The organism is Streptomyces sp. NPDC007945 (assembly GCF_042958885.1).
Taxonomy (GTDB): domain Bacteria; phylum Actinomycetota; class Actinomycetes; order Streptomycetales; family Streptomycetaceae; genus Streptomyces.
The window spans coordinates 384,375-408,958 of record NZ_JBIBJV010000004.1 but is presented as its reverse complement, the minus strand read 5'-3'; the positions used below and the strand labels follow the sequence as shown (position 1 = coordinate 408,958).

Below are 24,584 nucleotides of genomic sequence, written 5' to 3'. Positions count from 1 at the left end.
GCCTTCTGTATCGGTGCGCGGTGAGAGGACCGGCCCGGGGCGCGCGCGTCGGATGTCCGCACGACGACACACGGCAGGAGCCGGCACGTATGAGGAGAGAAGGAAACGGCGGCACCACGAGAGGGCCGGCCGGAACAGCGGCCGCGTCAGCAGCCGTGCGCTACACGACCCGGAACCCAGGCAGCCCGGTGAGCGAGGCGATTCAGGTCGGAGAAGATCGACATCCGCCCTCGCCCCCTTTCCGTGCCCGCGAGTCGGTGCGCATGAAACTAGGGCCCCGCGGCTTCATCGGTCAAGAACCGTCCGCGGGACCGTCTGCGGGCCGCACCCGCTCCACGACCGGCGCATGCCATGCGGTTCCGGGGATCAGCGGCGCAGCAGCCAGCGGAAAGCCGTCGAGGGCGTCGCAGAAGGCAGCAGAGCGGTGACGCGGCTCGCGCCCAGGGCCCGGGTCACGGAAACGTCCGCATTCCCGCGTGCGTACTCGGCTCGGCCGGGTCGTCGTGGCTGCCGGCTGCCGGGCACCGGTACCGGTACCGACTGCCGACTGCCGACTGCCGACTGCCGGAACGCCACCGGGCCGGATGCCCCTCCCCCACCGCCGCCACCGCGTCTATCGCCCTGAGCCCGGTCCCACGACCGACAGAAGGTCCACGACGAAGACGAGGGTCGAGCCCGGGGGGATCAGCGGAGTGGGCGACTGCTTGCCGTAGCCGAGCCGGGGCGGGACGACGATCTCGCGCCGGCCGCCCACCTTCATGCCCCGCACGCCCCGGTCCCAGCCCTTGATGACCCTGCCGCCGCCCAGGGCGAACTTGAACGGCTCGCCCCGGTCCCAGGAAGCGTCGAACTCCCTCCCCGTCTCGAACGTCACGCCGACGTAGTGGACCCTGACGACCGTTCCGGGCTTCGCCTCCGCGCCGTCCCCGACGACGAGGTCGCGAACCGTCAGCTCGGTGGGGGCGTCGCCCTCGGGGACCTCGACCTCGGGCTTCGTCGGTTCACTCATCGCGGCCTCATCGCTCTCTCTGCCGGGCGCCGTCGCACGGGTCCGGCGGGGCGGTCCCGCCGGGCGCTCCGTGGCGCTCGTCGTCGTACTCGTCAGGGTCACCGTACGTGCGGTGCCGCGCCGCGTCGCGACGTCCCGGCCGGCACCCTCGCCTCGGCGCGGCGGCCGGTGACGTAGGATCCGCCCACCGTACGCACACAACAGGGGGTTCCGTGCGCCCGTCTCCGTCGGCCCGCCTCGCGCGCGGCGCGCCCGCGCCGGCGGCGGCTGGAACGCCCACCGGTTCGTCGAACTCCGTCCCAGCACCTACGCCTTCCGACGCCGGGCGCCCAGTGACGGATGACGAGGAACGGACCACCCACGATGTCGCATGACGGACGACGGACGACGGATAGCGGGGAACGAATGACCGACTCGACTACGACTATGACTTCGGCTTCCGCCTCGGCCTCGGGCTCCGCCGAGCCGGGCGAGGCGCGCCTCGACGCCGCGCGCCATGTCCTGGTGGTGTCTTCCGCCCTGTCCCGCGATCACGACATGGCCAGGGACTTCTTCGGGACCGTCCTCACCCCGGAGGATTTGGCTTCCGGGGCGCACGACCTCACCGGCAGGACCGTGTACCTGGTGGGAGACGTTTCCGGCCTGGACGACCCTCGCCTGGGTACGGCCGCCCGGGTGTTCGTCGTCCGGGAGGCATCGTCCGGCCACGGCGACGGCCCTCATCCGCCTCGGGTCCTCATCGATCCGGGCCGGGTCCCGCTGCGCGTCCACGGAGTCGGTGTCCACTATCCCCGTTTCTTCGACCCGGAAGTCGATCACTTCGGTCGGATCCGGGCGGAGCACGCGTTCCAGTCGCTGACGGAGTCCACCAAGCCCGGAACCGCTCACCGCAGCGGCATCTATCTGACGCCCGTCACCCGGGTCGGCGACGACCTGCATTTCCGCCTGCTCCGGTGCTCGACCAATCTGTCGGGACCGACGGAGGGATTCCGGCCGACCGACACGCTCATCGTCGACGACCTGAACCGGGAGGCGGCCACCGTCTTCCGGAACCACGCGCCGCTCAATCACGTCCTCGCGCAGGTCTACCACAACACGCTCGCCACGGCGGAGCGCAAGCAGTCGAAGGCGAAGATCTCGGCGCACGCCGACAAGACCAAGGACATGCCTGCCGACGGCATCATGGCCTTCTGCACCTTCTACGACGGGCTGGACAAGCTGCGCCCTCTGGGCGAGGCTCCCTTGGACCCCTTCGACCGGGGTGTCAAGGGCGTCAGCGGGCTGACCAGGCTGCGCTTCCGCCTCAAGGAGCCGGATGCCCGACTCGACGGGGCGGCGCTTCCGCCGCACTTCACCGTCACCCTCCATCCGGGCTCGGTGTTCTTCATGCCGCTGTCCACCAACCGCCTGTACACCCACGAGATCCGCCCGTCGGCTCTCGACGCGTCGCTGCTCCCGACCCGTCTGGGTTACGTGGTGCGCTGCTCCCGCACGGAGGCCGTGCACAGGGGCGGTCGGACGTTCCTCAAAGCGGCCGAGGACCTGGTGCCGTTGGAGCCTCCCACGGAGGAGGGCATGGACAGGCTCCGCGGATTGTACGCCGAGGAGAACAGGACGTCTTCCTTCATCGACTACGGAAGCGATTTCCTGTTCAGCATGAACACGGGAGACTACGTTGCGCCCCGCCCCTAGGATCTCGGACGAGATCACCTGCCGGACCCTGCCGGTCGACGGGAATCTCTTCGCGGAACTGTCCGCTTCGGCCCACCTCGAACCCCTCGGAAAGGGCCGGCGGGGAGCGACGCTCACCAAGGTCGACGCGACGGGCGGCGTTCCCCTCGTACGCACCACCACCCGTTACGCCAGGCCGACGCAGCGGTTCCGTGCCGTACACGAGTGGCTGGCGGAGCGGGTTCGGGCGTGTGCGGGAATTCCGGTCGGCTTCGACAACGCGCTCATCGAGATGTACACGGGCGCCTATCGGAAGATGGGCGGTCATTCGGACCAGGCCCTGGACCTGGCCGAGGATTCGTCCATCGCCGTCTTCTCCTGCTACCGCACCCCCGAGGCGAGCCCGCCGAGGAAACTCGTCTTCGAGTCGAAGGGAGACGACGGCGAGACGTACGAGATCGCCCTCACCCACAACAGCGTCGTCGCGTTCTCCGTCGCGTCCAACAGCCGCTTCCGGCACAGGATCGTCCTCGACGTGCCCCCGGCCCCCGGCGCCGAGGACCATCAATGGCTGGGCGTCACGTTCCGCACGTCCAAGACGCTCCTGCGTTTCCGCGACGGCCATCCGTACCTCCCCCGGGGTGCGCGCCTCACCGCCGCCGACGAGGAGCAGCGGCGCGAGTTCTTCACCCTGCGGCGCCGCGAGAACGAGGAGACCGACTTCATCTACCCCGACCTGACCTACACCGTCAGCGAAAGCGACCTGCTGCCGCCGGCACACCTGTGAGGGGCGCCGCCGAGGCCGTCCTGGGGGCGCGGGTGATCGCGCGGGTTCGGGGACCGCACCGCCACTTGAGCTGGGCAAACGATTCCGCAGCACCCGTGCGGGTGACAGCAGGAGTGCCTCGCCGTAGCCGGGGGCAACGCTCGCAGTGCCCTCTCCGCCCCTCGGCGGAGTTCGACCGCGAACAAGGAACCCCCATGCGTCTGCGCTCCACCCTGGCCTCGGCCGCCGGTGCCGCCCTTCTGCTCCTCACCGCCCCCGGTTCGGCCTCCGCCGCCGAGGGGCAGTTCCGCTACACGTACCGGACGGCCGACGGGTACGAGGCGGTCGGCTTCCTCAACAACCCCCAGAGCGGCACCTGCATCGACATCCAGGGGCCGGGCTCGGAGCCGGGTTCGCCCGCCTACGCACCGAAGAACCGCACGGACGCGACGGCCGTGGTGTTCCTGGAGGCGAACTGCCAGGGTGACGCCTTCTACGCCCTGCGGCCGGGCGGCGGCGCCTCGGACCGACTGCTGGTGCGGTCGGTCGTCTTCTCCTGACCCCGGCACCCCGGCACCCCGCCCCCCCCTGGGCCTGCCCTCGTCCTCGAACAGGGCCCGCGACCCGGCTCCCTCGTCGACCTCGCGCACCCGCGCCGCGAGGCGACCGAGCCGGGTCGCCGGCGTTCCGGCTCAGACCAGGGCGGTGACGAGCAGGGCGAAGGCGGCGATGATGACCGCCACGCGGACGTAGTGGTACCGGTCCCAGCGGCTCGCCTGCCGCTTCCAGTCGGCGGGCCGGTTCTCGGGCGTCCACGTCTTGCCCCGGTTGTTGATCGGGACGAGCAGCGCGACCGACATGATCACGCTGACGAGCAGCAGCGCGCCGGCGGTGACGACGAGGCCGGTGCCTCCCTGGTGCCGTCCCGCGACCGCCCAGACCGCGACCAGGGCGAGCGAGCCGAGATACCAGACGGGCATCACGGCGCCGAGCATCCGGCCGCCGTGGGCCCGGGCGAGCACGGTGCTGTCGTCGGGAAGTCCGTTGAATATCGGGTTCATGACGAAGGCGACGGAGAATTCCACCCCCACCATCACCCCGACGACCACCGTGGTGAGGACCTCGAGCGCGTTGAGCATGACCACCCCTTCTGACGTCCGACCTCTCACATCTAGCGTTGCTAGGTGATGGGTCAACGCTAGCTCTACAGTCGCTCGATTGTCTAGCAGTGCTAGGGTCGAGGTATGTCGGTACAGGAACGCAAGCAGCGCGAGCGGGCGGACCGCGAGCGGCTCATCGTGGCCACGGCCCGCGAACTCGCCGAGCACCAGGGCTGGGACGCGGTCACCACCCGCCGGCTCGCCGAGCGCATCGAGTACAGCCAGCCCGTCCTCTACAGCCACTTCCGCGGCAAGCGCGAGATCATCGGGGCCGTCGCCCTCCAGGGTGCCGCCGAACTGGCCGGGTCGATGCGCGCGGCGGCCTCCGCGGCGGACGGGCCCCGCGACCGGGCCGCCGCCCTGGCCCGCGCCTATCTGGACTTCGCCCGGCGCAACCCGGCCGTCTACGAGGCCATGTTCCAGCTCGACGGCGGACTGGCGTTCGCGCAGGAGTCCACGCCGCAGCCCTTGAAGGACGCCTTCGCCGCCCTGCTGGAGAACCTCGAAGAGGTCGCCGGGGACGGCGTCCACCCGGGCCTGTTCACCGAGGTGTTCTGGGCGTCGCTGCACGGCCTCGCCACCCTCACCCAGGCACGGCGGCTGCCCCCGGAGGACGCCGAGCGGAGGACGGACCTCCTGGTGGACCGGCTCGCCTCGCTCTGACGGCGGGGCACCCGCGAGCGCCTCCGGGAACCCGTCGCCGCGATCCGACCGAGGCGGTCCTACGCGGTGGGGCGGAGAGCCTTCCCGAGGAGGGCCCGCCACAGGCGGCTGCGGCCGGGGCGGTCGAGGGCTTCGTGGGCGGCCAGGAGCCCGCCGGTGGCCGCGCCGAGGAAACCGCCGGCCAGGACGTCCTGACCGGCGAGGTACAGCCCCTCGAACTCGGTGCGCGGACGCAGACGGTCGGCGAGGCCGGGGCGGGTGCCGTCGCCGAACCCCGCGACGTCCTTGGCGAGCCCGTAGAGGCTCCCGCCCCGCCAGCGGGTGAAGTGCTCGGCCGTCAGCGGGGTGCCGAGTTCGTGGTACGCCACCCGGCCCCTGGTGCGGGGCAGATGGACGTACAGCCGGTCGAGGAGGCGTTCGGTGAGCTCGGACTTCAGGGCCAGGTAGGCGGGGTCGCGGTCGCGGTGGCGCGAGCCGCGGAAGGGGGCGAAGAGGCGCGGATCGACGTACGCGAGGATCTCGCCCGTGGACCGGCCGGGGTGCCGGTCCGTCCAGGTCGGGTCCTTGGCGGAGGAGAAGGAGAGGAAGAGGCCACTGGTCCGCAGAGCGTCACCCTCGCCCTCGCTGCGGCCGTCCCCCCGGCCGGCGCGGTCGAAGAAGGCGTCGCAGTCGCCGTCCGTGACCATCAGGTTGTGCCGGGGCAGGCCCAGTTCCTGCGGCTCGCCGTCGAAGCCGAGGAAGAGGAGGACGAAGGGGAAGCCCTCGCGCATGCCGTGCACGGGGTCGGTTCGCGCGTCGGATGCGGACCGGCTCGGCAGCAGGGTGCGGTACGTGTGGTGGGCGCCTGCCGCGCTGACCACGATCGGGGCCCGTACCCGCGTGCCGTCCGCCAGCACCACGCCCTTCGCCCGCGACCCGTCCAGCTCGATCCGGTCCACCGCCGTCCGGACGTAGACCTCTCCCCCGGCGGCGCGGACGGGGTCGAGCATCGCCCGGGCGATGGCGGCGCTGCCGCCCACCGGGTACCAGGCGCCTTTCCTGAAGTGTTCGAACAGGACGGCGACCAGGAAGAACGGCAGCCGGGCGGAGGAGTCGGCGAGCAGCAGGACGGCGGGAGTCAGCACGGCCTGCCGCAGCCGCTCGTCGCGGACGAGGCCCGCGACGACCTCCCTGGCCGGTCGCAGCGCCTCGCGCGGGACGGCAGCCGGTCGCAGCAGGCCCGTCAGGCGCCGCGCCACCGGGCCCGAGAGGCGGCCGAGGGCGAGGACGGGAAGCGTCGCCCGGCAGCGTGCGACGAGCTTGAACAGCGCCTCGATGCCCGGGCGTTCGGCCGGGAACCGGGCGATCAGCCCGGCCTGGTGGGCGGCGAGTCCGACGGGCGCCTCGTACACCTCGCCGGCCAGCCGGTACTCGTCGTACGGGTCCCCCAGCGGCGCCCACCGCAGCGCGCCGCCGGTCAGGTAGTCGGACAGCACCCGGACCGGCTCGCGCGGCGCGAGCTGCCCGACGTAGTGGATGCCGACGTCCCACTCCCAGCCGCGCCGCCGGTAGGCATGGGTGTATCCGCCCGCGGTGTAGTGCTGCTCGAAGACCGCCACCCGGCGCCCCTGCCGGGCAAGGCAGACGGCCGCCGTCAGGCCGCCGACCCCGGAGCCGATGACGACCGCGTCGTACGCGTCCCCCACCTCCCCCGGGGCGGGTGCCCGCCCCACCAGCACGCCGCGCGTCACCTCCGTCCCTCCGGGCCGCCGGTTCCGGTCGCATGGCGGGCGGTTGACGCCGGGGATCGCATCGACGGTGCTCCAGGAGGCGGGGAGGGCGGCACGGGGAACACCGGGTGGAACGTTCCGGTGGGGACCGGGTTCCGGCGGAGGCCGTGAACTCACCTGGACGAGTGGAGCCGGGGGCGGGCCTGGACGGGTGGACCCGGGGGGGCGGACCTGAACGGGTGGACCGGGGGGCCTGAACGGGCGGACCCGGGGGCGGGCCTGGGCGGGTGGACCCGAGGGGCGGGCGGAAGGGGTCGGAGCCGGGGACAGGCCGCTCCGCAAAGGCCGTCACGGGGACCGGAAGCCGCGAGAGGCCGGCCCGGGCTCGGCACCCCGCCCCGGACCGTTCCCCGCCCGGCACCTCGGCGGGCCCCGGCCCCGCTCCGTTCCGGCGGTCAGCGCAGTCGGGGCGGGGTCCAGGCGTGGTGGCGCAGGATCATGCGTGTCGCGGTGCGGGACGGGGTGAGGCGCATCGCCGTGTTGCGCAGGCCGACGGCCACGGGATGGGTGAGCCGCTGGCCCATCCGCCCGGCTTGGCGGGCGGCCCGGGCGACCGCCTGGCTGCGGGGCCGCCGCTCGGCGTCGTAGCGGGCGAGGGCCGCTTCCGTGGTGGGCGCGGTGGCGAGGGCCGCGGCGAGGGTGACCGCGTCCTCCAGTGCCTGGCAGGCGCCCTGACCGAGGTGGGGAGTCATGGCGTGTGCCGCGTCGCCGAGCAGGGCGATGCGGCCGACCGCGTACGACGGGAGCGGCGTACGGAGTTCGCCGATGTCGTGGTGGAGCACCGCCTCGGGCCGGGTGGCGTCGAGCAGCGCGCGGATCGGGTCGTGCCAGTCGTGGAACCGTCGGCGCAGTTCGGCCAGGGGGTCCGGGAAGCGCGTGCCGGCGGGAAGGCTGAGGACGGCGTGCCATTCGGCCCGCCCGTCGTGGAAGGCGATGTGCCCGAACTCCGCCCCGCGCCCCCAGGTCAGTTCGAAGTCGGTGCGGAGGTCGACCGCTTCCTCCGTGAGGGCGCGGAGCACGGTCGAGCCGCTGTGGACCGGGCCCGGGTGGGCGGGGAAGAGGCCGCTGCGGATCCTGCTGCCGATGCCGTCGGCCGCCACCACCAGGTCCGCCTCCAGGACGCCCCCCCGGCCGTCCTCGACGCGTACCCTGCCGGGCGCGGTCTGCCGGACCGCGCCGGCGTCGTAGCCGATCAGCAGCGCCTCGGCGGGCAGGGCCTCGCGCAGCAGCCGGTGGAGGGTGGCGCGCGGGATGCCCACGATCGGCGTGCCGACGGCCTTCTCCAGGAGCGCGCCGTCCATCCGCGTGAGCCAGCCGCCGGCCGGTGTGCGGGTGCCGCCGCTGTACTGGCCCCGCGCGGCGCTCCGGACGGCCTCGCCGACGCCCAGTTCGTCCAGCGCCCGGAGGCCGTTGGCGGCCAGGGAGATGCCCGCGCCCGCGTCTTCGAGCACCGGCGCGCGCTCGACGACCCGTATCTCCCATCCGATGCGACGCAGGCCGATCGCGGCGGCGAGCCCGCCGATGCCGCCTCCGACCACCACTGCCGTGCCGACCATTCCTGCCTCCTCATTTTTCTACATCTGTAGAAGCCCGACTCTAGCGTGACTCCCGCGCCCTGCTTCTACGGGTGTAGAAAGGAGGCATGACTTCGGACCGGCGCACCCTTCTCGCGGACGCGGCGCTCGACGTACTCGCCGACGAGGGGATCCGCGGCCTCACCCATCGGGCGGTCGACCGCCGGGCCGCGCTGCCGTCCGGCACCACGTCGGCGTACTTCCGCACCCGCGCGGCCCTCTTCACCGCACTCGTCACCCGCCTGGTCCGGCTCGACCAGGAGGAGCTCCGGACGACGGCCGAACGGCTGCCGCCCCTGCGCACCACCGACGAACTGGTGGACGGCCTCGTGACGCTCACCCGGCAGCGGCTCGACGGCGAGGGCCGCCGCCGGTCGCTCGCCCGCTACGCCTGCACCGTCGAGAGCGTGCGCGACCCGGAACTGCGCGAGATCCTCGTCCCCCGCGAGAACGCCGGCCGCCAGGCCGTCCGGACCTTCCTCGCCGACCGAGGCGTGGACGACGTGGAGAACCGCACGCACACCCTGCTGACCTGCGTCGACGGCCTGGTCTTCGACCGGCTGGTGAACGGCGGCGGCGAAGTGGCGCGCGAGGCCCTCGAAGGGCTCGTCGCCGCGGCGCTCCGTTAGCCGTGTGCGGAACGTCGGGCCCACATCGGGAGGGGCGCGGGGTGCCGCTAGGCTGCAGCGGCCGGCGTAGCCGAGCCGGCGACCAGCCCCGCTTGGCTTCCTGGAGACACGCATGTTCAAGGTCAACGAGTACTTCGATGGGACGGTCAAGTCCATCGCCTTCACGGGCGCCGAGGGGCCCGCGACGGTCGGCGTCATGGCCCCGGGCGAGTACGAGTTCGGCACCGGCAAGCGGGAGATCATGCACGTCGTCAGCGGTGCGCTGACCGTGCGGCTGCCCGGCTCCGACGACTGGCGGACCTTCGAGGCGGGCGAGAAGTTCGACGTCCCCGCCGACAGCACGTTCCAGCTCAAGGTCGCCGAGGAGACCGCCTACCTCTGCGAGTACCGCGGCTAGGCACCGCACCGCCCGGTACGGGAGCGGGAACGGGAACGACGAAGGATCGGGGTCCCCTCATGCACAGCACCCTGACGGCGCATGCCCGGTGCCTGTACGGCGACGAGTACGCCCCCACCCCCGAGTGCGACCGCGACCACCGGGAGTTCCTCTTCGTGGAACGGCTGACGTTCGCCGACGCGGACGAGATCCACGCCATGCTGCGCGAGCTCTGTCCGCACGTCGTCGACGGCCGACTCCCCGTCTGGGTACGGAACCTCGCCTACCGGCTGCTGCTCCTTCAGCGGCCGGACGAGCCGGCGCCGCTGCGGGAGGCGGCCGAGAACCTGTGGCTGCACGGGCCGGACCGGGACGACATCGCGGCGGACCTCGCGGCGCGCGCGGACGCCCTCGAAGCAGAACGCTCGCGCTCGGAGCCGTAGGCGGGTGTCGACACGGCGGTGCGCGTGGCGGCGTCGCTCACCGCGGCGCCGTCGAAGCCGTGGAATGCTTCCGTTCCGGACGGATCCGGGTGGTCCGGCCGACCCGACCGTGTCCGCCGCTTCGGCCGGCTCGTGGAGAAGGGGAGTGCGGGGATGACCGAGGTAGAGGAGTACTTCGACGGTCTGGACGCGGACTCGCGGGACGCCTTCCGGCGGATCCGGGCGATCGCCCTGGAGGTCGCTCCGGACGCGGAGGACGGACGGAGCTACGGCATGCCGGCCCTGCGGCACGGCGGCAGACCGCTCCTCGGGTTCCGGGCCGCCAAGGAGCACCTGAGCGTCTTCCCCTTCAGTCCGGCGGCGGTCGACGCGGTACGGGACCGGCTGAGCGGCTTCGACCTGTCGAAGGGAACCGTCCGCTTCACCGCCGGCCGCCCCCTCCCCGATGACGTCGTGGCCGATCTCGTCCGCCACCGGCTGACCGAGATCACGGGCTGACCGAGAGCACGGGCTGAGCGACTGACCGTCCGGCCGGCGAGGCCGGAGTCGAGGCCGGCGGGTGCACCGGCCTCGACGGGTTTCAATGGCGGACCTCGACGAGGTTCGAGGGGCCTCGACGGCGGGGCTCGACGGATCTCGACCCCCCTCACCTCGTACCCGGCTCAGGCCGTGTGGAGTCGCAGGCCGTAGCGGGCCAGGATCTCGTTGACCGGCTGGAACCACGTCTCGCCGCCGGTGGAGCAGTTGCCCCAGCCGCCGGAGGTGACCCCCTGGGCCTGGTCGCCGCTGAGGAACGAGCCGCCGGAGTCCCCGCCCTCGGCGCAGACGCTGGTCTTGGTCATCTGGTACACCGCGCCCTGGCTGTAGTTGACCGTCTGGTTCTTGGCCAGGACGGTGCCGCAGTGCCAGCGCGTGGTCGAGCCCGAGCGGCAGATCGACGCGCCGACCGGGGCCTCGGCGGAGCCGCGTACGAGCTGGTCCGGGACGGTGCCCCAGCCGAGGACGACGGGTACGGTCCACCAGCCGCTGTGGATGGAGACGTACGCGTAGTCGTCACCGGGGAACGACGAACCCTGGAAGGTGCCCATGGCGGAGCCGTCCCAGCCGCGCACGGCCGCACCGGCCCGCCCGCAGTGACCGGCCGTCACGAAGCCCCCGTGCACGGAGAAGCCGATGGAGCAGCGGACGTTGCCGGTGTAGTACGGGTCGCCGCCCACGGTCCCGGCGGCGTAGGTGCGGGGCGCTTCGGCCGTCTCGGCGACGGTCACGAGGCCCGTGGCGCGGGCCCGGTCGAGGAAGGCCAGCACGGCGGGGGTGCGCCGTGCGTCGCGTACGACGTCGACCACGACGGCGTTGGCCTTCGGGTCGACGTGCCAGCCGGCCACGCCCGCGGGGGCACGGAGGCCGTCGAGGCGGGCCTTGGCGCGGTCCAGCGCGGCGGCACTGTGGCGGACCAGGCGGATGTCGGCGCCCAGGGCCCGCAGTTCGGGTTCCTTGGCGCGGTCGGTGACGGCGACGACGAGCCGGCCGGCCGACGGGTCGAACCACGAGCCGCCGTAGGCGGCGCCCGCGCGCTGTCGGGCGGTCCTCTCCACCTCGGTGGCCGCCTTCTCGGCGCGCAGCCGTTCCTCGGCCTGCGCCGCGGTGAGCCCGAGGTCCTGCCGCATGGCGTCGAGGAGTCCGGCGGACGCCGACGGCGGTGCGGCGGGCTCCGGCAGCGGAGCGGCGGTCGCCGCGGCCGCGCCCAGACCGACCGTCAGGAGCAGGGCACCGAGGGCGGCGCCGACGGATGTGGAGCGCCGGGCGGCGGAGCGGGCGGGGGTTGAGCGTTTCACGGAACCTCCTGGTGTGGGGGAAGCGCACGCTGAGAGCGCTCTCAGAGCGCTCTCACGGCACGGTAGCGGGCTTCACTTGTCAGGTCCATACCAGGAACGGCCCTCGGAGGATCGCGCCGTCCTTCAGACCTTCTCTCCGGCCGCCGGACCTCTCACCCCCCTCCCCCGGGACAGTCGGTGCAGCCGGAGAGCCAGGCGGAACTCCAGGGCGCTGTCGGGAATGCTCCAGGCGCACCGAGGAGTTGGGCGACGCGGTCGAGGCGCAGCACGACCGTGTCGACGGGGCCGCTCCCCCGCCGAGCACGCCGATCTCGGCGGCAACCTCGTCGACTCCGGCGCCGCGCAGCATCAGCTTGGAGCCGGTCGTGGGCGTCGGACGCGAGGCGGAGGGCCTCGCTGCGGGCGCGGGCGGTCGCGTGGGCGGCTTCGAGCCGGGTGAGGGCGGTACGGCTCTCGTCCGGGCGGCGGGCGCTGTCGATGGCGACGGCGGCGTGGTCGGCGAGCGAGGCGGGGAGCGCGATGGCCCCGGGGGTGCACTCGCGCGGTAACGGTCGGCCGCGAAGAGGACCCCAGCCGGAGCGGGACGTCGGGGGTGCCGGGGAGGCCTCCTCCGCGACGACGTCGTCGATGGGCCCGGTGTACCGGCAGCGGTAGTCGGCGCTCGCGTACGGGCGGGCGGTCTGCGCGAGTGAGGGGACGGACGGGCCCGGCCGCCGTCGTCGCGCGGGATGACGGCGGCCGGGGCGACGCGAGCGCTACGCGCGGTCTCCGACGGCGGTGGCGGTAGTCGCGGGGGCCGTGGTGGCCGGTTCGTCCCGGCGGTTGCGGGCGAGGTCCCGGCCGAGCGTCTCGCGGGTGACGGCGACGGTGATCGTGGTGATCACGGCGGCCGCGCAGAGGTAGACGCTGATGGGCGTGGAGCTGCCGTAGTCCTTGAGGAGCTCGACCGCGATGATGGGGGCGAGGGCTCCGGCGAGGATCGACGCGAGCTGGGAGCCCATGGAGGCGCCCGAGTAGCGGACCTTGGTGTCGAACATCTCGGAGATGAAGGCGGCCTGCGGCCCGTACATCGCGCCGTGCAGCAGCAGACCGGCCGTGACGGCCAGGGTGATGACGAGGAACGACTTCGAGTCGACGAGTCCGAAGAAGACGAACGCCCAGACCGCCATGCCCGCCGAGCCGATCAGCGTGACGGGGCGCCGGCCGATCCGGTCGGAGAGCGCGCCCCAGAGCGGGATGGTGACGAAGTGGACGGCCGAGCCGATGAGGACGGCGTTCAGGGCGGTGCTCTTCGGCAGCTCCAGGTGGACGGTGACGTACACGAGGAGGAAGGAGGTGAGGATGTAGTACGAGATGTTCTCGCCGAAGCGGGTGCCGATGGCCGACAGGACCTCGCGCCAGCTGCGCCGGAAGACCTCGACGACCGGCGCCTCCTCCTTCGCGCCCGCCGCGGCCGCCGCCTCCGCCTTGGCTTGCGCCTCCAGGAAGACCGGGGACTCGGAGACCGAGACGCGGATCCACAGACCGATCATGACGAGCAGTCCGGAGAGCAGGAACGGGATGCGCCACCCCCAGGACTGGAAGGCGGCGTCCGACTGGACGGCGGCGAGGAGGGACAGGATACCGGTGGCGAGCAGGTTGCCGCCGGGCGCGCCGGCCTGGGGCCAGGACGCCCAGAAGCCGCGGTGCTTGTCGCCGCCGTGCTCGGAGACGATCAGGACGGCTCCGCCCCACTCGCCGCCGAGGGCGAAGCCCTGGACGAGCCGCAGCAGCGTCAGCAGGATCGGCGCCCACACGCCGATCGACTCGTACGTGGGCAGCAGGCCCATAGCGAAGGTCGCGCCGCCCATCATCAGGAGGCTGAGCACCAGCAGCTTCTTGCGGCCGATCTTGTCGCCGAAGTGGCCGAAGACGATGCCGCCGAGCGGACGGGCGGCGAAACCGATGGCGTAGGTGATGAAGGCGATCAGGGTGCCCACGAGCGGGTCGGCGCTGGGGAAGAACAGGGTGTTGAAGACGAGGGCGGCGGCCGAGCCGTAGAGGAAGAAGTCGTACCACTCGATGGTGGTGCCGATCAGGCTGGCGGCGACGATCCGCTTGATGGATCCGGGGGACGTGGCAGTGGGTCTTGCGGCGGCCATGGGCACCACTTCCGAGCAGGTGATGGGGACGTGTTCGTGTCGCCACACCGTAGAAACCGGCTGGTCACGCGTGTATGTGGCTGCACACCATAGTTCGCCGCCCGAGGGTGCGGGCGGCCACCATGCGAAGGCCCTCGGAGGGGGTCGAGCGCATCCCGGGCAGTGGTCCGCACCCGCCGCGGGAGGGGGATGGCCAGGGGTGAGCGGACACGTGAGGCCGGCAGTCTCCGTCGACAGCTGTCGGCCTCACGTCTCGTCGACCGGCGTCGGGCGGCCGTGACGAGCGGGTCGCACTCCACGGGAAGGGTCTGCTCGGCCTCCCGGGTCCCCGGTCCGCCTCAGACGCGCACGATGCGCCACCGGTTGTCGGCGGTGCCGTCGTCCGCGTCCTGGATCGCGAGGGCGCCGACGGCGGTGGAACCGTTCTCGATCGCGAGGAGCCGGCCGCTGTGCACATTGCGGATCTTGAAGGTGCCGTCCCTCTGGTCGAGCAGGGTCCACCGGTGGTCGGCGGTGCCGTTGTCCGCCCACTGCAGGACGGCGGCCCCGACGGCCGTGGACATGTTCAGCACGCCCAGGACCTTCCCGCTGTGCGCGTTGCGGAACCGGACGGCATCGCCGTCCGCGACCATCTCCCAGTCGTGGTCGGCCGTGCCCGAATCGGTCCACTGGAGCGCCCGGCCGCCGTCGGCCGTGGACATGTCGTGGATGCCCAGGACGAGGCCGCTGCCCGCGTTGACGAGCCGGACGGTGGGGACCGTGCGCCAGTAGACGGTGTAGTTGTGACCGTGCGCGTCGTGGAATGGTCCGAGGGCGACGGCGGAGCCGTCGGCGGTCGCGGTGAAGCGGAGCGAGGCGGAGTCGGTCCGCCTGATGGAGGCCGTGTCCAGATACGGCAAAGAGGCGAGGGCGGTCGAGCCATAATCGCCGGACAGGACGACCGGACCGTAGGTGACCGCGGCGACCTGGGGATTGTCGGCGGCCGGGCGCACGGTGACGCTCATGGGCAGGCGTACCGTCACCGTGTCTCCGGGAGCCCAGGTGCGGGTCAGGGTCGCGTAGCCGCCGGCCGCGGTGGGGATGTTCTGGCGGACGCCGTTGACGCTGATGGTGGCACCCGCGGTCCAGCCGGGGATACGGATGCGCATGGCCCAGGTGCCGCCGGCGTTGCCGGTGACACGCAGGGTCGTGGTGTCGCTCGCCGGGTACGACGTGGTCTGGGTGACGGTGATGCCGCGTCGCTGCCAGCTGAGGACCGAGGGCACGAACATGTTCACGGTCAGCGTGGTGCCCGCGTGGAAGTAGATGGAGTCCATCAGGCGGGTGTGCATCTCCAGCCCTGTGCCCTGGCAGCACCAGAAGGTGGTGTAGTCGGTGCTCCAGGTTCCGCCGCCCCAGGCCGGGCCCACACCACGCCGGCCTCCGGGGTTCAGGGGTGTGAAGTAGGTGACGTGGCCGTGGGGGTCGGCCGGGTTCTGCTGGCCGATCATGTGGTTCAGCCATGCCTGCTCGTAGTAGTCGAACAGCTCGGCCCGGTCCGGGGTCAGCGCGAACAGCTCCCGGGTGAGGGTGAGCATGTTGACGGTGTTGCAGCTCTCGCACGTGTCGTGGCGCAGGTAGGAGGCGATGGCGTTCGGGGCGCGGAAGTGCTCCGCCTGGCTGTTGCCTCCGATGGCGTAGGTGTGCGTTCCGACGCACACGCCCCAGGCGTTGGCGGCGATGTCGCGGTAGCGAGTGGCGCCGGTCGCCTTGTACGCGCGGATGGCGCCGATCCACTTCGGCACCTGCGTATTGGCGTGCAGTCCTGCCAGCTTGTCCTGGTTCGCGGCCAGCGGGTCGAACACCGCGGCGTGGTCGAACCGCTGGGCGACGGCGAGCCATCGCGCTTCACCCGTCTGCTGGTAGAGGTCGGTGAGGACGGCGTTCATGCCACCGAACTCGGTGCCCAGCATCGCCTGCATCTGTGCGGTGCTCAGCCGGTCGGTCCGCCGGCCGACCCAGCCCGCCAGGGCCAGCAGCACGTCGCGGGCCTGGGTGCTGCCGATGTGGCGCCACACGTCCAGCAGGCCGACCAGGGTCTTGTGGATGGTGTAGTACGGGACGTTGCCGTTGGACAGCGTCCGGGCTTCCAGGGCGGTGAAGTCCGACTCCGGATAACCGGACAGGTACCCGGCGCTGAAGCCCGCGGTCGGGTTGTTGGCCTGGCACCGTGCCAGCTCCGCCACCATGTACAGGGCCTTGTCCCGGCACACCGTGTCCCCGGTCACGGCGTACACCTGCGCCCATGCCGTGAGGAAGTGCCCCTGGACGTGGCTGCGGAACGGGAAATCAGGGGCTTCCCACCCGCCGGTGGGGAGAGCGCCGTGGGTGGACAGTCGGTGGTTGGCCCGGAAGTTGTACAGCAGCCGGTCCACGTCGACGAACCGGAGGTAGTCGTGCGTGCGGTTCTGGTTGTCCAGCCACCGACTCGCGGTGAGCCGGACCTGGCCGAGCTCGAAGGGAGAGGCCAGGGTCCCGATGTCCGTTCTGGCCGGAGGTACGGCGGCTGCCGCCGAGGAACCGCCGAAGAAGGGGCCGACGGCAGAAGCCACCGCGGTGGCACCGGTCAGCTGGAGAAGGTGCCGTCTGCTGACGGAGGAGGACATGGTGCACCTTTTCTCGTGGAGGAGTGATGCCGCGCACACGTGCGCGCGACTCGGATCAGGAGGAAGGGGCGGTCGAAGGCGTACGGCTCGCCCGCCCCATAGGCGTCGAGCCGCAGCCGGTGGTTCCGGTGGCGCGCGGAGCGCCCCGGGATCTAAGGGATCCGGGACGCCGTCGATCAGGCCCTCGCCGAAGAAGGCCCGGCGGTGAGCGAGTTCCGGTCGCCGAAGCGCATCGGCGGGGCGGAGGCAGGTCGCCGGTCAGGGCAGGAAACCGGGTGGGGACAGGAGCGCGTGCGGCGACGGCCGGGCGGTGGGACCTGCCGTGACCCACAGGGTCGGGGGTGGACTCCGGTGATGTTCCGGCGGACGGTGCGGGCGTGAGGGCGACACATCGTCGACGCTTCCTCCTCCTCGCGGAACGAATGACGTCGCCGAGTGTTAACGCTCACAAGAGTCTGGTCAATACCTGGGGGACGACCTGGCGGGCGGCGCGAGTGGAGCCGGGTCCTGGCGCTTCCGTGGAGGGCCGGCGACTTCCACGGGCGGGAGACGGTCACCATGCTTCTGAAATGCCTGGTGAGACGCGTGCGCCGCCACAGGGCTCGGGACCTCTTGCCGAGCAGAGAATGACGGGTGTGCGTCCACCCCGAGGGAGGGATGCCCTTACCGCGGAGGCGTACGGCTTCGCAGGGGCAGCAGATGCGTACACAACCCTTGTCGAACTCAACTGTGAGCGCTAACAATCAACAGGCGCGTCATCGCCCGCCTTTACCCCTGACGAGAGAGACCGCATCGTGAGCTCACCCGTGGCCTTCCGGTCCTGCGGCCCGCGACCACCCCGAGGCACATCCTTGGCGTCGGCTTCGACACGCTCGCCAGCCGCGTCGTCGTGGTGGGGGCCCGGGACGGTGCCGAACTCGGTACGCCGGCCCACGCGTACCGCCACGCCGTCGTCGAGGACCTGTCCTCGACCCGGTGGCACGGCCCGGGATGCCCGCCACGGCAACGCTCCGGCGCTGTGCCCCTCTCGTCACGACGGCGGCACGCGCGCATCCGCGCACCGCGGCCGTGACACCCCCACGGAGGCGAACGCGACCGCCCCGGCGAGGGGAGTCCGCGTGGCGGCGAATGCCAGAGCCCACGCATACCGCACTGCGCACCGAGAGTACGACGCCCAGCACCGTCCACCTCAAGGAGAGCCGCCTTGCGCACACGCAACCGCACCACCAGGAAAGCCGGTGTCCTCACCGGCGGACTACTGGCCGCCTCGCTGGCCGCAGGTCTCCTCGCCCACACCCCGGCGGCGGCGGACCCCGCCGTGACCGACTACGCCCTCTCCGTCGACGCCGCCGGCACGGGGCCGACGATCGACCCCACGATGTACGGCGTCTTCTTCGAGGACATCAACAACGCGGCCGACGGCGGCCTGTACGCCGAGCTCGTACAGAACCGTTCCTTTGAGTACAGCCCCGTCGACAACCGGTCCTACACCCCGATGACCGCCTGGCAGCAGACCGCGGCCGGCGGTGCCACCGGCACCCTCACGGTCGTCGACGACGCCGAGCGGCTGAACGAGCGCAACCGCAACCATCTGCGCCTCGACCTCGCCGGCACCGGCGGCACCACCGGCCGCTTCGGCGTCGTCAACAGCGGATACGGCGCGGGCATCGCCCTCAAGGAGGGCAGGCGGTACGACTTCTCCGTCTGGGCGCGCACGGACAACCCGGCCGGCACGCGCCTCACGGTCGACCTGCGCACCGCCGACGGCACCGTCCTGACCGCACCGCTCGGCGTCACCGTGCGCGGCGACCGGTGGACCAGGTACACCGGCACGCTCGTCGCCAAGGTGACCACCGCCGCGGGACGGCTCGCGGTGACGGCCGCCGGCTCCGGCACCCTCCGCCTCGACATGGTGTCGCTCTTCCCCCGCGACACCTTCAAGGGCCGCGCGAACGGGCTGCGCAAGGACCTCGCCGAAAAGATCGCCGCGCTGGACCCCGGCTTCCTCCGCTTCCCCGGCGGCTGCCTGGTCAACACCGGCAGCCACCACGCCTACGAAGCGCCGAACTGGGAACGCCGCCGCTCCTACCAGTGGAAGGACACCATCGGCCCGGTCGAGCAGCGGGCCGTCAACGCCAACTTCTGGGGCTACCACCAGAGCTACGGCCTCGGCTACTACGAGTACTTCCAGTTCGCCGAGGACATCGGCGCGATGCCGCTGCCCGTCGTGCCCGCCCTGGTCACCGGCTGCGGCCAGAACCAGGCCACCGACGACCCGGCCCTGCTGAAGCGGCACGTACAGGACACCCTGGATCTGATCGAGTTCGCCAACGGCCCGGTCACCTCCACCTGGGGCCGCAAGCGCGCCGAGATGGGCCACCCGAAGCCCTTCGGCCTCACCCACCTGGGCGTCGGCAACGAGGAGAACCTGCCCGACGCCTTCTTCACCCGCTTCACCGAGTTCCGCAAGGCCATCGAGGCCGAGCACCCCGAGATCAGGATCGTCTCCAACTCCGGCCCCGCCTCCAGCGGCGCCACCTTCGAACGGTTGTGGGACCTCAACCGCCGGGCGGGCGTCGACATGGTCGACGAGCACTACTACAACTCCCCTCAGTGGTTCCTGGAGAACAACAACCGCTACGACTCCTACGACCGCAACGGCCCCAAGGTCTTCCTCGGCGAGTACGCCTCCCGCGACAACCGCTTCGCCAACGCCCTGTCCGAGGCGGCGTTCATGACCGGCCTGGAGCGCAACGCCGACGTCGTCAAGCTCGCCTCCTACGCACCGCTGCTCGCCGACGTGCACGCGAACCAGTGGCGGCCTGACATGATCTGGTTCGACAACAACCGTTCCTGGGGCTCCACCAGCTACGAGGTCCAGAAACTGTTCATGAACAACACCGGCGACCGGGTCGTGCCGAGCCGCGCCTCCACCACCCCGTCCGTCTCCGGACCGATCACCGGTGCGGTCGGCCTGTCCACCTGGGCCACCAGCGCCGCCTACGACGACGTCGAGGTCACCGCGGCGAACGGCGCCACCCTGCTGAAGGACGACTTCTCCGCCGGGGCCACCCGATGGACGCCGGCGGCCGGGCGCGGCACCTGGGCCGTCAAGGACGGGGCGTACGCCCAGACCGACGAGGCCGCCGAGGACACCCTGGTCACCGCCGGCGACCCGGGCTGGCAGGACTACGACCTGAAGGTCAGGGCCACGAAGAAGTCCGGCAAGGAAGGCTTCCTGGTCGCCTTCGGCGTCCGCGACACCGGAAACCACTACTGGTGGAACCTCGGCGGCTGGGGCAACACCCGCTCCGCCGTCGAGAAGGCCGTCGACGGGGGCAAGCAGACCCTTCTGGAGCAGCCCACCACCATCGAGACGGGGCGGACCTACGACATTCGCGTCCAGGTGCGGGGACGCCAGGTCACCCTCTACCTCGACGGGCAGAGGTGGGGCTCCTTCACCGACGACAAGGCCGCCGAGCCCTTCCGCCAGGTGGTGACCCGGGACAAGGGCGATCTGATCGTCAAAGTCGTCAACGCCCAGGCCTCCGCGGCCCGCACGAGCATCGACCTCGGCACCTCCAAGGTCGCCCCGACCGCCCGGGTGACGACACTGGAAGGCGCGCCGGACGCCGTGAACAGCGCCGACGCCTCCCCCGTCCGGCCTCGTGAATCGATCCTGGAAGGCGTGGGGCGCACCTTCACGTACACCTTCCCCGCCCACTCGGTCACGTTCGTGAGGATCAAGACCGTACGGTAGGAGAAGCCGGAAGCGACGCTCACGGCTGCCGGACGCCCTGGTCGGAAAGCCGGGGCCGAGGGGCCCGGTCCGTCTGTCCATCTGTCGGTCGGCGGGCGGGCGGGCAGCTCGTCGCCCGTACCGCCGCCTTGATCAGGTCGGCGACCCTGCTGGGCTCGGAAAGGGCGACGGCGTGGGAAGCGGCCGGGAGTTCGGCGACGAGGGCGCCGGCCCGGGCGGCGCCGAAGCGCTGGACCTCGGGGCCGATCGTGCGGTCGGCCCCGGCCACCAGGGCCCAGGACGGTTTCGTCCGCCACGCCGCCACGGCCGCCGTCTCGGTGAACGCGGCCGCGGCGACCGGGCGTTGGGCCGCTGCCAGGACGCCGGCGATGTCCTCGGGCACGTCCGCCGCGAAGACGGTGGGAAACGCCTGCTCCTCGATGGTGACCTCGACCGCGGGGGCGCCGTCGTGGAGCGGGTAGGTCCACTCCTTCAGGCTGTCCGTCAGCGGAGGGACGGGGAATCCCTCCTGGAGCCGGCCGAGGCTCTCGCCCTCGTCGGGGACGTAGGCGGCCACGTAGACGAGCCCCACCACGTTCTCCGCGGCGCCGGCCACGGTGATCAGCGCACCTCCGTACGCGTGCCCGACGAGTACGGCCGCCCCCTCGACCTGCGTCAGGACGGAGGCGAGATAGGCGGCGTCCGACGTCAGGCCCCGGAGCGGGTTCGGCGGGGCGATCACCGGGATACCGCTGCTCCGCAGTTCCGCGATGACGCCCATCCAGCCGGTCGCGTCGGCAAAGGCACCATGGACGAGGACGACGGTGGGGTGGGGCATGCGAGCTCTCTTCTCGGTGTCGGGCATGACGGAGCGCACGTGTCTCAGCGTCGTGGATCGTCCTGGGCGTCAGTGCGCATCGGTGCGAAGGCCGAGGTCGCCAGGGCCTGCCATTCACTGGGGCTCATGCCGTAGGCCCCGCGGAAGGTACGGCTGAAGTGTGAGGGGCTGCTGAAGCCCCAGCGGTGGGCCACCGCGGCCATCGTGGTTCTGCGGGTGGAGCGGCCCAGCTCGAACCGGCAGGATTCGAGCCTGCGTTGCCGTACCCACTGGCTCACCGTGCTGCCGTCGTTCTGGAACAGCTTCTGCAGGTACCGGACGGAGATGTGGTGGGCGCGTGCGATCGACTCCGGCGAGAGGTCCGGGTCCATCAGGTGTTCTTCGATGTGGGCGTGGATGCGGGACAGCATCTCGTTGCCGGCTCCGAGCGCCTCGTCGGCCGCGTCCGCCGTCTCCGCTTCGAGGAGCTCCATGACCAGGACGGAGAGGAGCTGTACGGCCGTCCGGGCACGCCGGTCCCCGATCGTGGACCGGCGGAACTCCGCCTCGGCGGCGAGCGCGGCCAGGAAGTCGGACGCGAGCGCCCCGAGGCCCTCCCCGCCGCTCACGGGGACGCCGAGCACCCGGTCCAGTTCCGACTCCGAGACGCCCAGATAGCAACGGGGCACCTGGAAGAAGATCATCCGGCAGTCCTCGCCGAACCGCAGGAGGTGCCGTCGGGCCGGGTCGCAGAAGATCAGGTCGCTCGGCTCCAGCAGGGTCCTGGCACGCTCGCGGACGACGGTGACGGCCCCACGGACGTGGACGCCGAGGTAGACGTGGTTCCGGTCTTTCGTGTCCGGCATCTCGGAGAGCACCTGGACCAGCCGCCCCGAGCGGGAGGAGGGCGAGGCCGGAGCGGCCGGCTGCCGGGGCACCCGTTCGGGCGCACGTGACACGAGTGTGAGGGGCATGGCAATTCCTAGCGGTGGGTTCGTGCGGGGGGAGGGCGGGGCTCACGCCCCTCTCGCCGGCTCCTCGGAAAGGAACTCCTCCACCACGGCGTTGAAGGCCGGCGGATTCTCCAGGAAGGGGAAGTGCGAGCTCGCCACGTCGGAGGCGAAGACGTGCAGGCGCGCGCCGGGAATCCGCTCGGCGACGAAGCGCTGCGAGTCGGGATGCACATGGCTTCCCTCGCAGCCGATCACGAGGGTCGGCACGTCGATCCGGGGAAGCACGTCCCGCCAGTCCTGCGCACAGTGGTCGAACAGCAGCGGCACGCCCGCGTGGGCGGGTGTCGACCCGATCTCCTCGGCGACGAAGGCCAGTACCGCGGGGTCGGGCTCGCCTGAGAACATGCCGCGCACGAACTCCGCGCGGACCGTGTCGCCCTCCGGCCCCGCGAGGGCCGCACCCAGGTACAACAGCCCCGACACATCGAAGATGGCGCCGGACTCCCGCTGTTCCCGCTCGGTCATCCAGGGGACGGCGGCGACCGCCGCGGGCTGGTCGACGGCGACGAAGCGCCGGATCCGTCCGGTTCCGTACTGGTCGACGAAGCTCCACCACACCGAGACGCCCATGGACCACCCCAGGGCGTCGAAGCGGTCGAGACCGAGATGGTCGACGAGTTCGAGTACGTCGCGGGAGAGCCGGGCGATGCGGTACCCGTGACGCGGCTTGCCGGACTCTCCGTGGCCGCGCAGGTCGACGGTGACGACGCGCCGACCGGGCGCCAGACCCTCGATCTGGTGGCGGAACATCGCCTGCGTCTGCCCCCAGCCGTGCAGCATCACCAGCGGGACGCCGTCGCCGCCGGTGTCCTGGTACGCGAGCCGTGCGCCGTCCGTCGCGATCAGTTGCTCCATGACCTCTCCCCTGGTCAGAGGCGGTACGCGGTCCCCGCCCGTCCCGTACATCATCGAATCGGGCCCGTCGCCCGCACCACCGCGAGCTGTAGGAATCGGGCTGTGGATCCTCCTCGCTCTGTCGAAGCGCATCGGGGTCAGACAGACCCGTCGGCACCTGCGTGGAGGAGTTCGCCGACCCTGAGACCGAGGTGCAGAGTGAGCCGGTGGGCGCCGTCGTCGAGGTCGAGACCGGTGATCTCCTGGATCTGGCGCAGGCGGTAGTACAGCGAGGTGCGGTGGATGCCCAGCGTCTCCGCGGTCCTGGGGACCGACCCCGCGTGTTCGAGGAAGCAGCGCAGGGTGTCCCGCAGGCGGTCACCGCCGTGAGCGTCGGTCAGGGTCCGGAGCGGCTTCGGGACCAGCGACGCGTTCAAGGCGTGCTCGGGGAGCTGGAGCAGCACGGCGAGCTCACCGAGGGCCTCCCAGTCACCGGTCTTCTCCAGAGAGGGCAGTCGGCGTGCCGCGCGGGCCGCCACGAGCGCCTGCTCGTACGACGTCCACGCGTCGTCCAGGCGGGCGTGCCGGCCCCCGACGCCGACCACGGGGTCCGCCGACGGGTCCAGGAAGGTGCGGAGTTCGCCGAGGATGCGGGCGGACTGGGCGGCGACCTCGTCCCGGTGCGGCGGCCGGTCGCGGAGCTGGAGCAGTATCGCCCGCTCCTTGCCGATCGCGATGAGGCCCTGGGCGGAGCGCGTCTGCCGGTACCCCTCCAGCGCCGCCCACAGAGCGGCCTCGGGCCGGCGCGCGAGCTCTGCCCCGCAGCTCAGCCGGACGACGGTGACCAGGACGTGCTCCGCCTCGCCGAGCAACCCCAGTTCCCTGCCGCGCCGACGCGCGGCGGTGCGTGCGGCGGCGTCGGCGCCGACGAGTTCGAGGGTCAGGTCCCGCACTTCGGACTTCCGGGTGTCGGCGGCGATCTGCTCTCCGTACATCTGGGCCGACATGGCGTCCGCGGCCCGGGCGATGGCGGTCGTCTCCTGTTCCACCAGCGTCTTCTCGGGCACGACCACCACGAGCAGACCGAGGAGATGCCCGCGCTCGCGCAGCGGCACGACGTACCGGGGCAGCAGTCCGAGATCGTCGCGGCCGTCGATGAAACCGGGCCTCGACCACTGGGTCACGCCCTGGGCGAGGACGTAGCGGATGGCGGCGTTGTCGGCGCGGCCCTGCAGCAGGGTGCCGATGCGCACCGGGTCCTCGTCGCCGAAGTGGCGGCTCGTGCAGACCATGCGGACCAGCGGGTCGTCGACGGCGACGGACCGGCCGAGCCGTTCCGCGAGCTCGTCGACGAGTGCCTGGAGCTCGGGGCTGCCGGGGCGGGCTCGCTGGAGCCTTCCGGTCATGCGTTGTTCCTCTCTCGATCGCCTGTCCCCGCGGGCTTCTCCCTTCCGCGGTTCTTGATCAGTCTGAGGAATCGACGACGTCGGCACATCGCAT

General features: G+C 71.9%; 20 protein-coding genes. 9 read left to right on the top strand and 11 right to left on the bottom strand.

The features are described from left to right. Positions 1-613: 613 nt before the first annotated feature. Complete coding sequence (locus tag ACFZCF_RS15970; RefSeq protein ID WP_391286923.1) at positions 614-1,009, bottom strand: FKBP-type peptidyl-prolyl cis-trans isomerase; 396 nt, start codon at positions 1,007-1,009, stop codon at positions 614-616. 405 nt (positions 1,010-1,414) lie between these two features. On the opposite strand from ACFZCF_RS15970, the gene ACFZCF_RS15965 reads away from it, so the two are divergent. The 3 genes from ACFZCF_RS15965 (at position 1,415) to ACFZCF_RS15955 (ending at position 4,006) form a co-directional block, all read left to right on the top strand. Next, positions 1,415-2,701, top strand: coding sequence for a hypothetical protein (locus ACFZCF_RS15965; RefSeq protein ID WP_391286922.1), 1,287 nt, complete (start codon positions 1,415-1,417; stop codon positions 2,699-2,701). Next, positions 2,685-3,467: an alpha-ketoglutarate-dependent dioxygenase AlkB gene (locus ACFZCF_RS15960; RefSeq protein ID WP_391286921.1), complete on the top strand. Its 783-nt coding sequence runs from the start codon at positions 2,685-2,687 to the stop codon at positions 3,465-3,467. The genes ACFZCF_RS15965 and ACFZCF_RS15960 overlap by 17 nt, the downstream gene beginning before the upstream one ends. Positions 3,468-3,661: 194 nt before the next feature. Next, positions 3,662-4,006: a hypothetical protein gene (locus ACFZCF_RS15955; RefSeq protein WP_391286920.1), complete on the top strand. Its 345-nt coding sequence runs from the start codon at positions 3,662-3,664 to the stop codon at positions 4,004-4,006. Positions 4,007-4,138: 132 nt separating this feature from the next. Here ACFZCF_RS15955 and ACFZCF_RS15950 read toward each other — a convergent pair whose 3' ends face one another. Then, complete coding sequence (locus ACFZCF_RS15950; protein WP_391286919.1) at positions 4,139-4,585, bottom strand: anthrone oxygenase family protein; 447 nt, start codon at positions 4,583-4,585, stop codon at positions 4,139-4,141. A 105-nt stretch (positions 4,586-4,690) separates the two neighbouring features. Here ACFZCF_RS15950 and ACFZCF_RS15945 point away from each other — a divergent pair, with 105 nt between their 5' ends. Continuing rightward, a complete protein-coding gene (locus ACFZCF_RS15945) occupies positions 4,691-5,269 on the top strand; it encodes a TetR/AcrR family transcriptional regulator (protein WP_388447440.1) in 579 nt (192 codons plus the stop codon). A gap of 59 nt (positions 5,270-5,328) precedes the next feature. Here the strand turns inward: ACFZCF_RS15945 and ACFZCF_RS15940 are convergent, their stop codons facing one another. Both ACFZCF_RS15940 and ACFZCF_RS15935 read right to left on the bottom strand, forming a co-directional pair. Next, positions 5,329-6,999, bottom strand: a complete 1,671-nt coding sequence (locus ACFZCF_RS15940) for an FAD-dependent oxidoreductase (RefSeq protein ID WP_391286918.1) — start codon at positions 6,997-6,999, stop codon at positions 5,329-5,331. Positions 7,000-7,433: 434 nt separating this feature from the next. Next, positions 7,434-8,594 carry an FAD-dependent monooxygenase gene (locus tag ACFZCF_RS15935; protein ID WP_391286917.1) on the bottom strand — a complete coding sequence of 387 codons (1,161 nt, stop codon included), beginning with the start codon at positions 8,592-8,594 and terminating at the stop codon, positions 7,434-7,436. A gap of 86 nt (positions 8,595-8,680) precedes the next feature. Here ACFZCF_RS15935 and ACFZCF_RS15930 point away from each other — a divergent pair, with 86 nt between their 5' ends. The 4 genes from ACFZCF_RS15930 to ACFZCF_RS15915 all read left to right on the top strand — a co-directional run bounded on the left by ACFZCF_RS15930 (position 8,681) and on the right by ACFZCF_RS15915 (position 10,558). Continuing rightward, positions 8,681-9,241 (top strand): TetR/AcrR family transcriptional regulator, encoded by a 561-nt coding sequence (locus ACFZCF_RS15930; protein WP_388447446.1) that lies wholly within the window; start codon positions 8,681-8,683, stop codon positions 9,239-9,241. Between the two features lie 112 nt (positions 9,242-9,353). Next, positions 9,354-9,638, top strand: a complete 285-nt coding sequence (locus tag ACFZCF_RS15925) for a pyrimidine/purine nucleoside phosphorylase (RefSeq protein ID WP_391286916.1) — start codon at positions 9,354-9,356, stop codon at positions 9,636-9,638. A gap of 59 nt (positions 9,639-9,697) precedes the next feature. Next, entirely contained in the window at positions 9,698-10,060 is a 363-nt protein-coding gene (locus ACFZCF_RS15920) for a hypothetical protein (protein ID WP_391286915.1), read from the top strand. Between the two features lie 153 nt (positions 10,061-10,213). Further along, a complete protein-coding gene (locus tag ACFZCF_RS15915) occupies positions 10,214-10,558 on the top strand; it encodes an iron chaperone (protein WP_388447452.1) in 345 nt (114 codons plus the stop codon). 164 nt (positions 10,559-10,722) lie between these two features. Here the strand turns inward: ACFZCF_RS15915 and ACFZCF_RS15910 are convergent, their stop codons facing one another. From ACFZCF_RS15910 to ACFZCF_RS15900, 3 genes are all read right to left on the bottom strand, one after another. Next, entirely contained in the window at positions 10,723-11,895 is a 1,173-nt protein-coding gene (locus tag ACFZCF_RS15910; RefSeq protein WP_391286914.1) for a trypsin-like serine protease, read from the bottom strand. A gap of 755 nt (positions 11,896-12,650) precedes the next feature. Then, positions 12,651-14,036, bottom strand: a complete 1,386-nt coding sequence (locus ACFZCF_RS15905) for an MFS transporter (RefSeq protein ID WP_391286913.1) — start codon at positions 14,034-14,036, stop codon at positions 12,651-12,653. A 338-nt stretch (positions 14,037-14,374) separates the two neighbouring features. Then, the gene (locus ACFZCF_RS15900) at positions 14,375-16,681 is read right to left on the bottom strand and encodes a beta-L-arabinofuranosidase domain-containing protein (RefSeq protein WP_391286912.1); all 2,307 of its coding nucleotides are present in this window, start codon (positions 16,679-16,681) and stop codon (positions 14,375-14,377) included. Between the two features lie 1,204 nt (positions 16,682-17,885). On the opposite strand from ACFZCF_RS15900, the gene ACFZCF_RS15895 reads away from it, so the two are divergent. After that, the gene (locus ACFZCF_RS15895) at positions 17,886-20,441 is read left to right on the top strand and encodes an alpha-L-arabinofuranosidase C-terminal domain-containing protein (protein ID WP_391286911.1); all 2,556 of its coding nucleotides are present in this window, start codon (positions 17,886-17,888) and stop codon (positions 20,439-20,441) included. A gap of 19 nt (positions 20,442-20,460) precedes the next feature. On the opposite strand, the gene ACFZCF_RS15890 is transcribed toward ACFZCF_RS15895, so the two are convergent. The 4 genes from ACFZCF_RS15890 to ACFZCF_RS15875 all read right to left on the bottom strand — a co-directional run bounded on the left by ACFZCF_RS15890 (position 20,461) and on the right by ACFZCF_RS15875 (position 24,490). Beyond that, complete coding sequence (locus ACFZCF_RS15890; protein WP_391286910.1) at positions 20,461-21,258, bottom strand: alpha/beta fold hydrolase; 798 nt, start codon at positions 21,256-21,258, stop codon at positions 20,461-20,463. A gap of 44 nt (positions 21,259-21,302) precedes the next feature. After that, positions 21,303-22,211: a helix-turn-helix domain-containing protein gene (locus tag ACFZCF_RS15885; protein ID WP_388447534.1), complete on the bottom strand. Its 909-nt coding sequence runs from the start codon at positions 22,209-22,211 to the stop codon at positions 21,303-21,305. A 42-nt stretch (positions 22,212-22,253) separates the two neighbouring features. Beyond that, positions 22,254-23,105: an alpha/beta fold hydrolase gene (locus ACFZCF_RS15880; protein ID WP_388447536.1), complete on the bottom strand. Its 852-nt coding sequence runs from the start codon at positions 23,103-23,105 to the stop codon at positions 22,254-22,256. Between the two features lie 137 nt (positions 23,106-23,242). Next, positions 23,243-24,490: a helix-turn-helix domain-containing protein gene (locus ACFZCF_RS15875; protein ID WP_391286909.1), complete on the bottom strand. Its 1,248-nt coding sequence runs from the start codon at positions 24,488-24,490 to the stop codon at positions 23,243-23,245. Positions 24,491-24,584: the final 94 nt, after the last annotated feature.

Bases quoted from the DNA above. Each gene is read 5' to 3' on its own strand.
- ACFZCF_RS15970 (WP_391286923.1), bottom strand. From the start codon at position 1,009: ATGAGTGAACCGACGAAGCCCGAGGTCGAGGTCCCCGAGGGCGACGCC.
- ACFZCF_RS15965 (WP_391286922.1), top strand. From the start codon at position 1,415: ATGACCGACTCGACTACGACTATGACTTCGGCTTCCGCCTCGGCCTCG.
- ACFZCF_RS15955 (WP_391286920.1), top strand. From the start codon at position 3,662: ATGCGTCTGCGCTCCACCCTGGCCTCGGCCGCCGGTGCCGCCCTTCTG.
- ACFZCF_RS15950 (WP_391286919.1), bottom strand. From the start codon at position 4,585: ATGCTCAACGCGCTCGAGGTCCTCACCACGGTGGTCGTCGGGGTGATG.
- ACFZCF_RS15945 (WP_388447440.1), top strand. From the start codon at position 4,691: ATGTCGGTACAGGAACGCAAGCAGCGCGAGCGGGCGGACCGCGAGCGG.
- ACFZCF_RS15935 (WP_391286917.1), bottom strand. From the start codon at position 8,594: ATGGTCGGCACGGCAGTGGTGGTCGGAGGCGGCATCGGCGGGCTCGCC.
- ACFZCF_RS15930 (WP_388447446.1), top strand. From the start codon at position 8,681: ATGACTTCGGACCGGCGCACCCTTCTCGCGGACGCGGCGCTCGACGTA.
- ACFZCF_RS15925 (WP_391286916.1), top strand. From the start codon at position 9,354: ATGTTCAAGGTCAACGAGTACTTCGATGGGACGGTCAAGTCCATCGCC.
- ACFZCF_RS15920 (WP_391286915.1), top strand. From the start codon at position 9,698: ATGCACAGCACCCTGACGGCGCATGCCCGGTGCCTGTACGGCGACGAG.
- ACFZCF_RS15915 (WP_388447452.1), top strand. From the start codon at position 10,214: ATGACCGAGGTAGAGGAGTACTTCGACGGTCTGGACGCGGACTCGCGG.
- ACFZCF_RS15905 (WP_391286913.1), bottom strand. From the start codon at position 14,036: ATGGCCGCCGCAAGACCCACTGCCACGTCCCCCGGATCCATCAAGCGG.
- ACFZCF_RS15900 (WP_391286912.1), bottom strand. From the start codon at position 16,681: ATGTCCTCCTCCGTCAGCAGACGGCACCTTCTCCAGCTGACCGGTGCC.
- ACFZCF_RS15890 (WP_391286910.1), bottom strand. From the start codon at position 21,258: ATGCCCCACCCCACCGTCGTCCTCGTCCATGGTGCCTTTGCCGACGCG.
- ACFZCF_RS15885 (WP_388447534.1), bottom strand. From the start codon at position 22,211: ATGCCCCTCACACTCGTGTCACGTGCGCCCGAACGGGTGCCCCGGCAG.
- ACFZCF_RS15880 (WP_388447536.1), bottom strand. From the start codon at position 23,105: ATGGAGCAACTGATCGCGACGGACGGCGCACGGCTCGCGTACCAGGAC.
- ACFZCF_RS15875 (WP_391286909.1), bottom strand. From the start codon at position 24,490: ATGACCGGAAGGCTCCAGCGAGCCCGCCCCGGCAGCCCCGAGCTCCAG.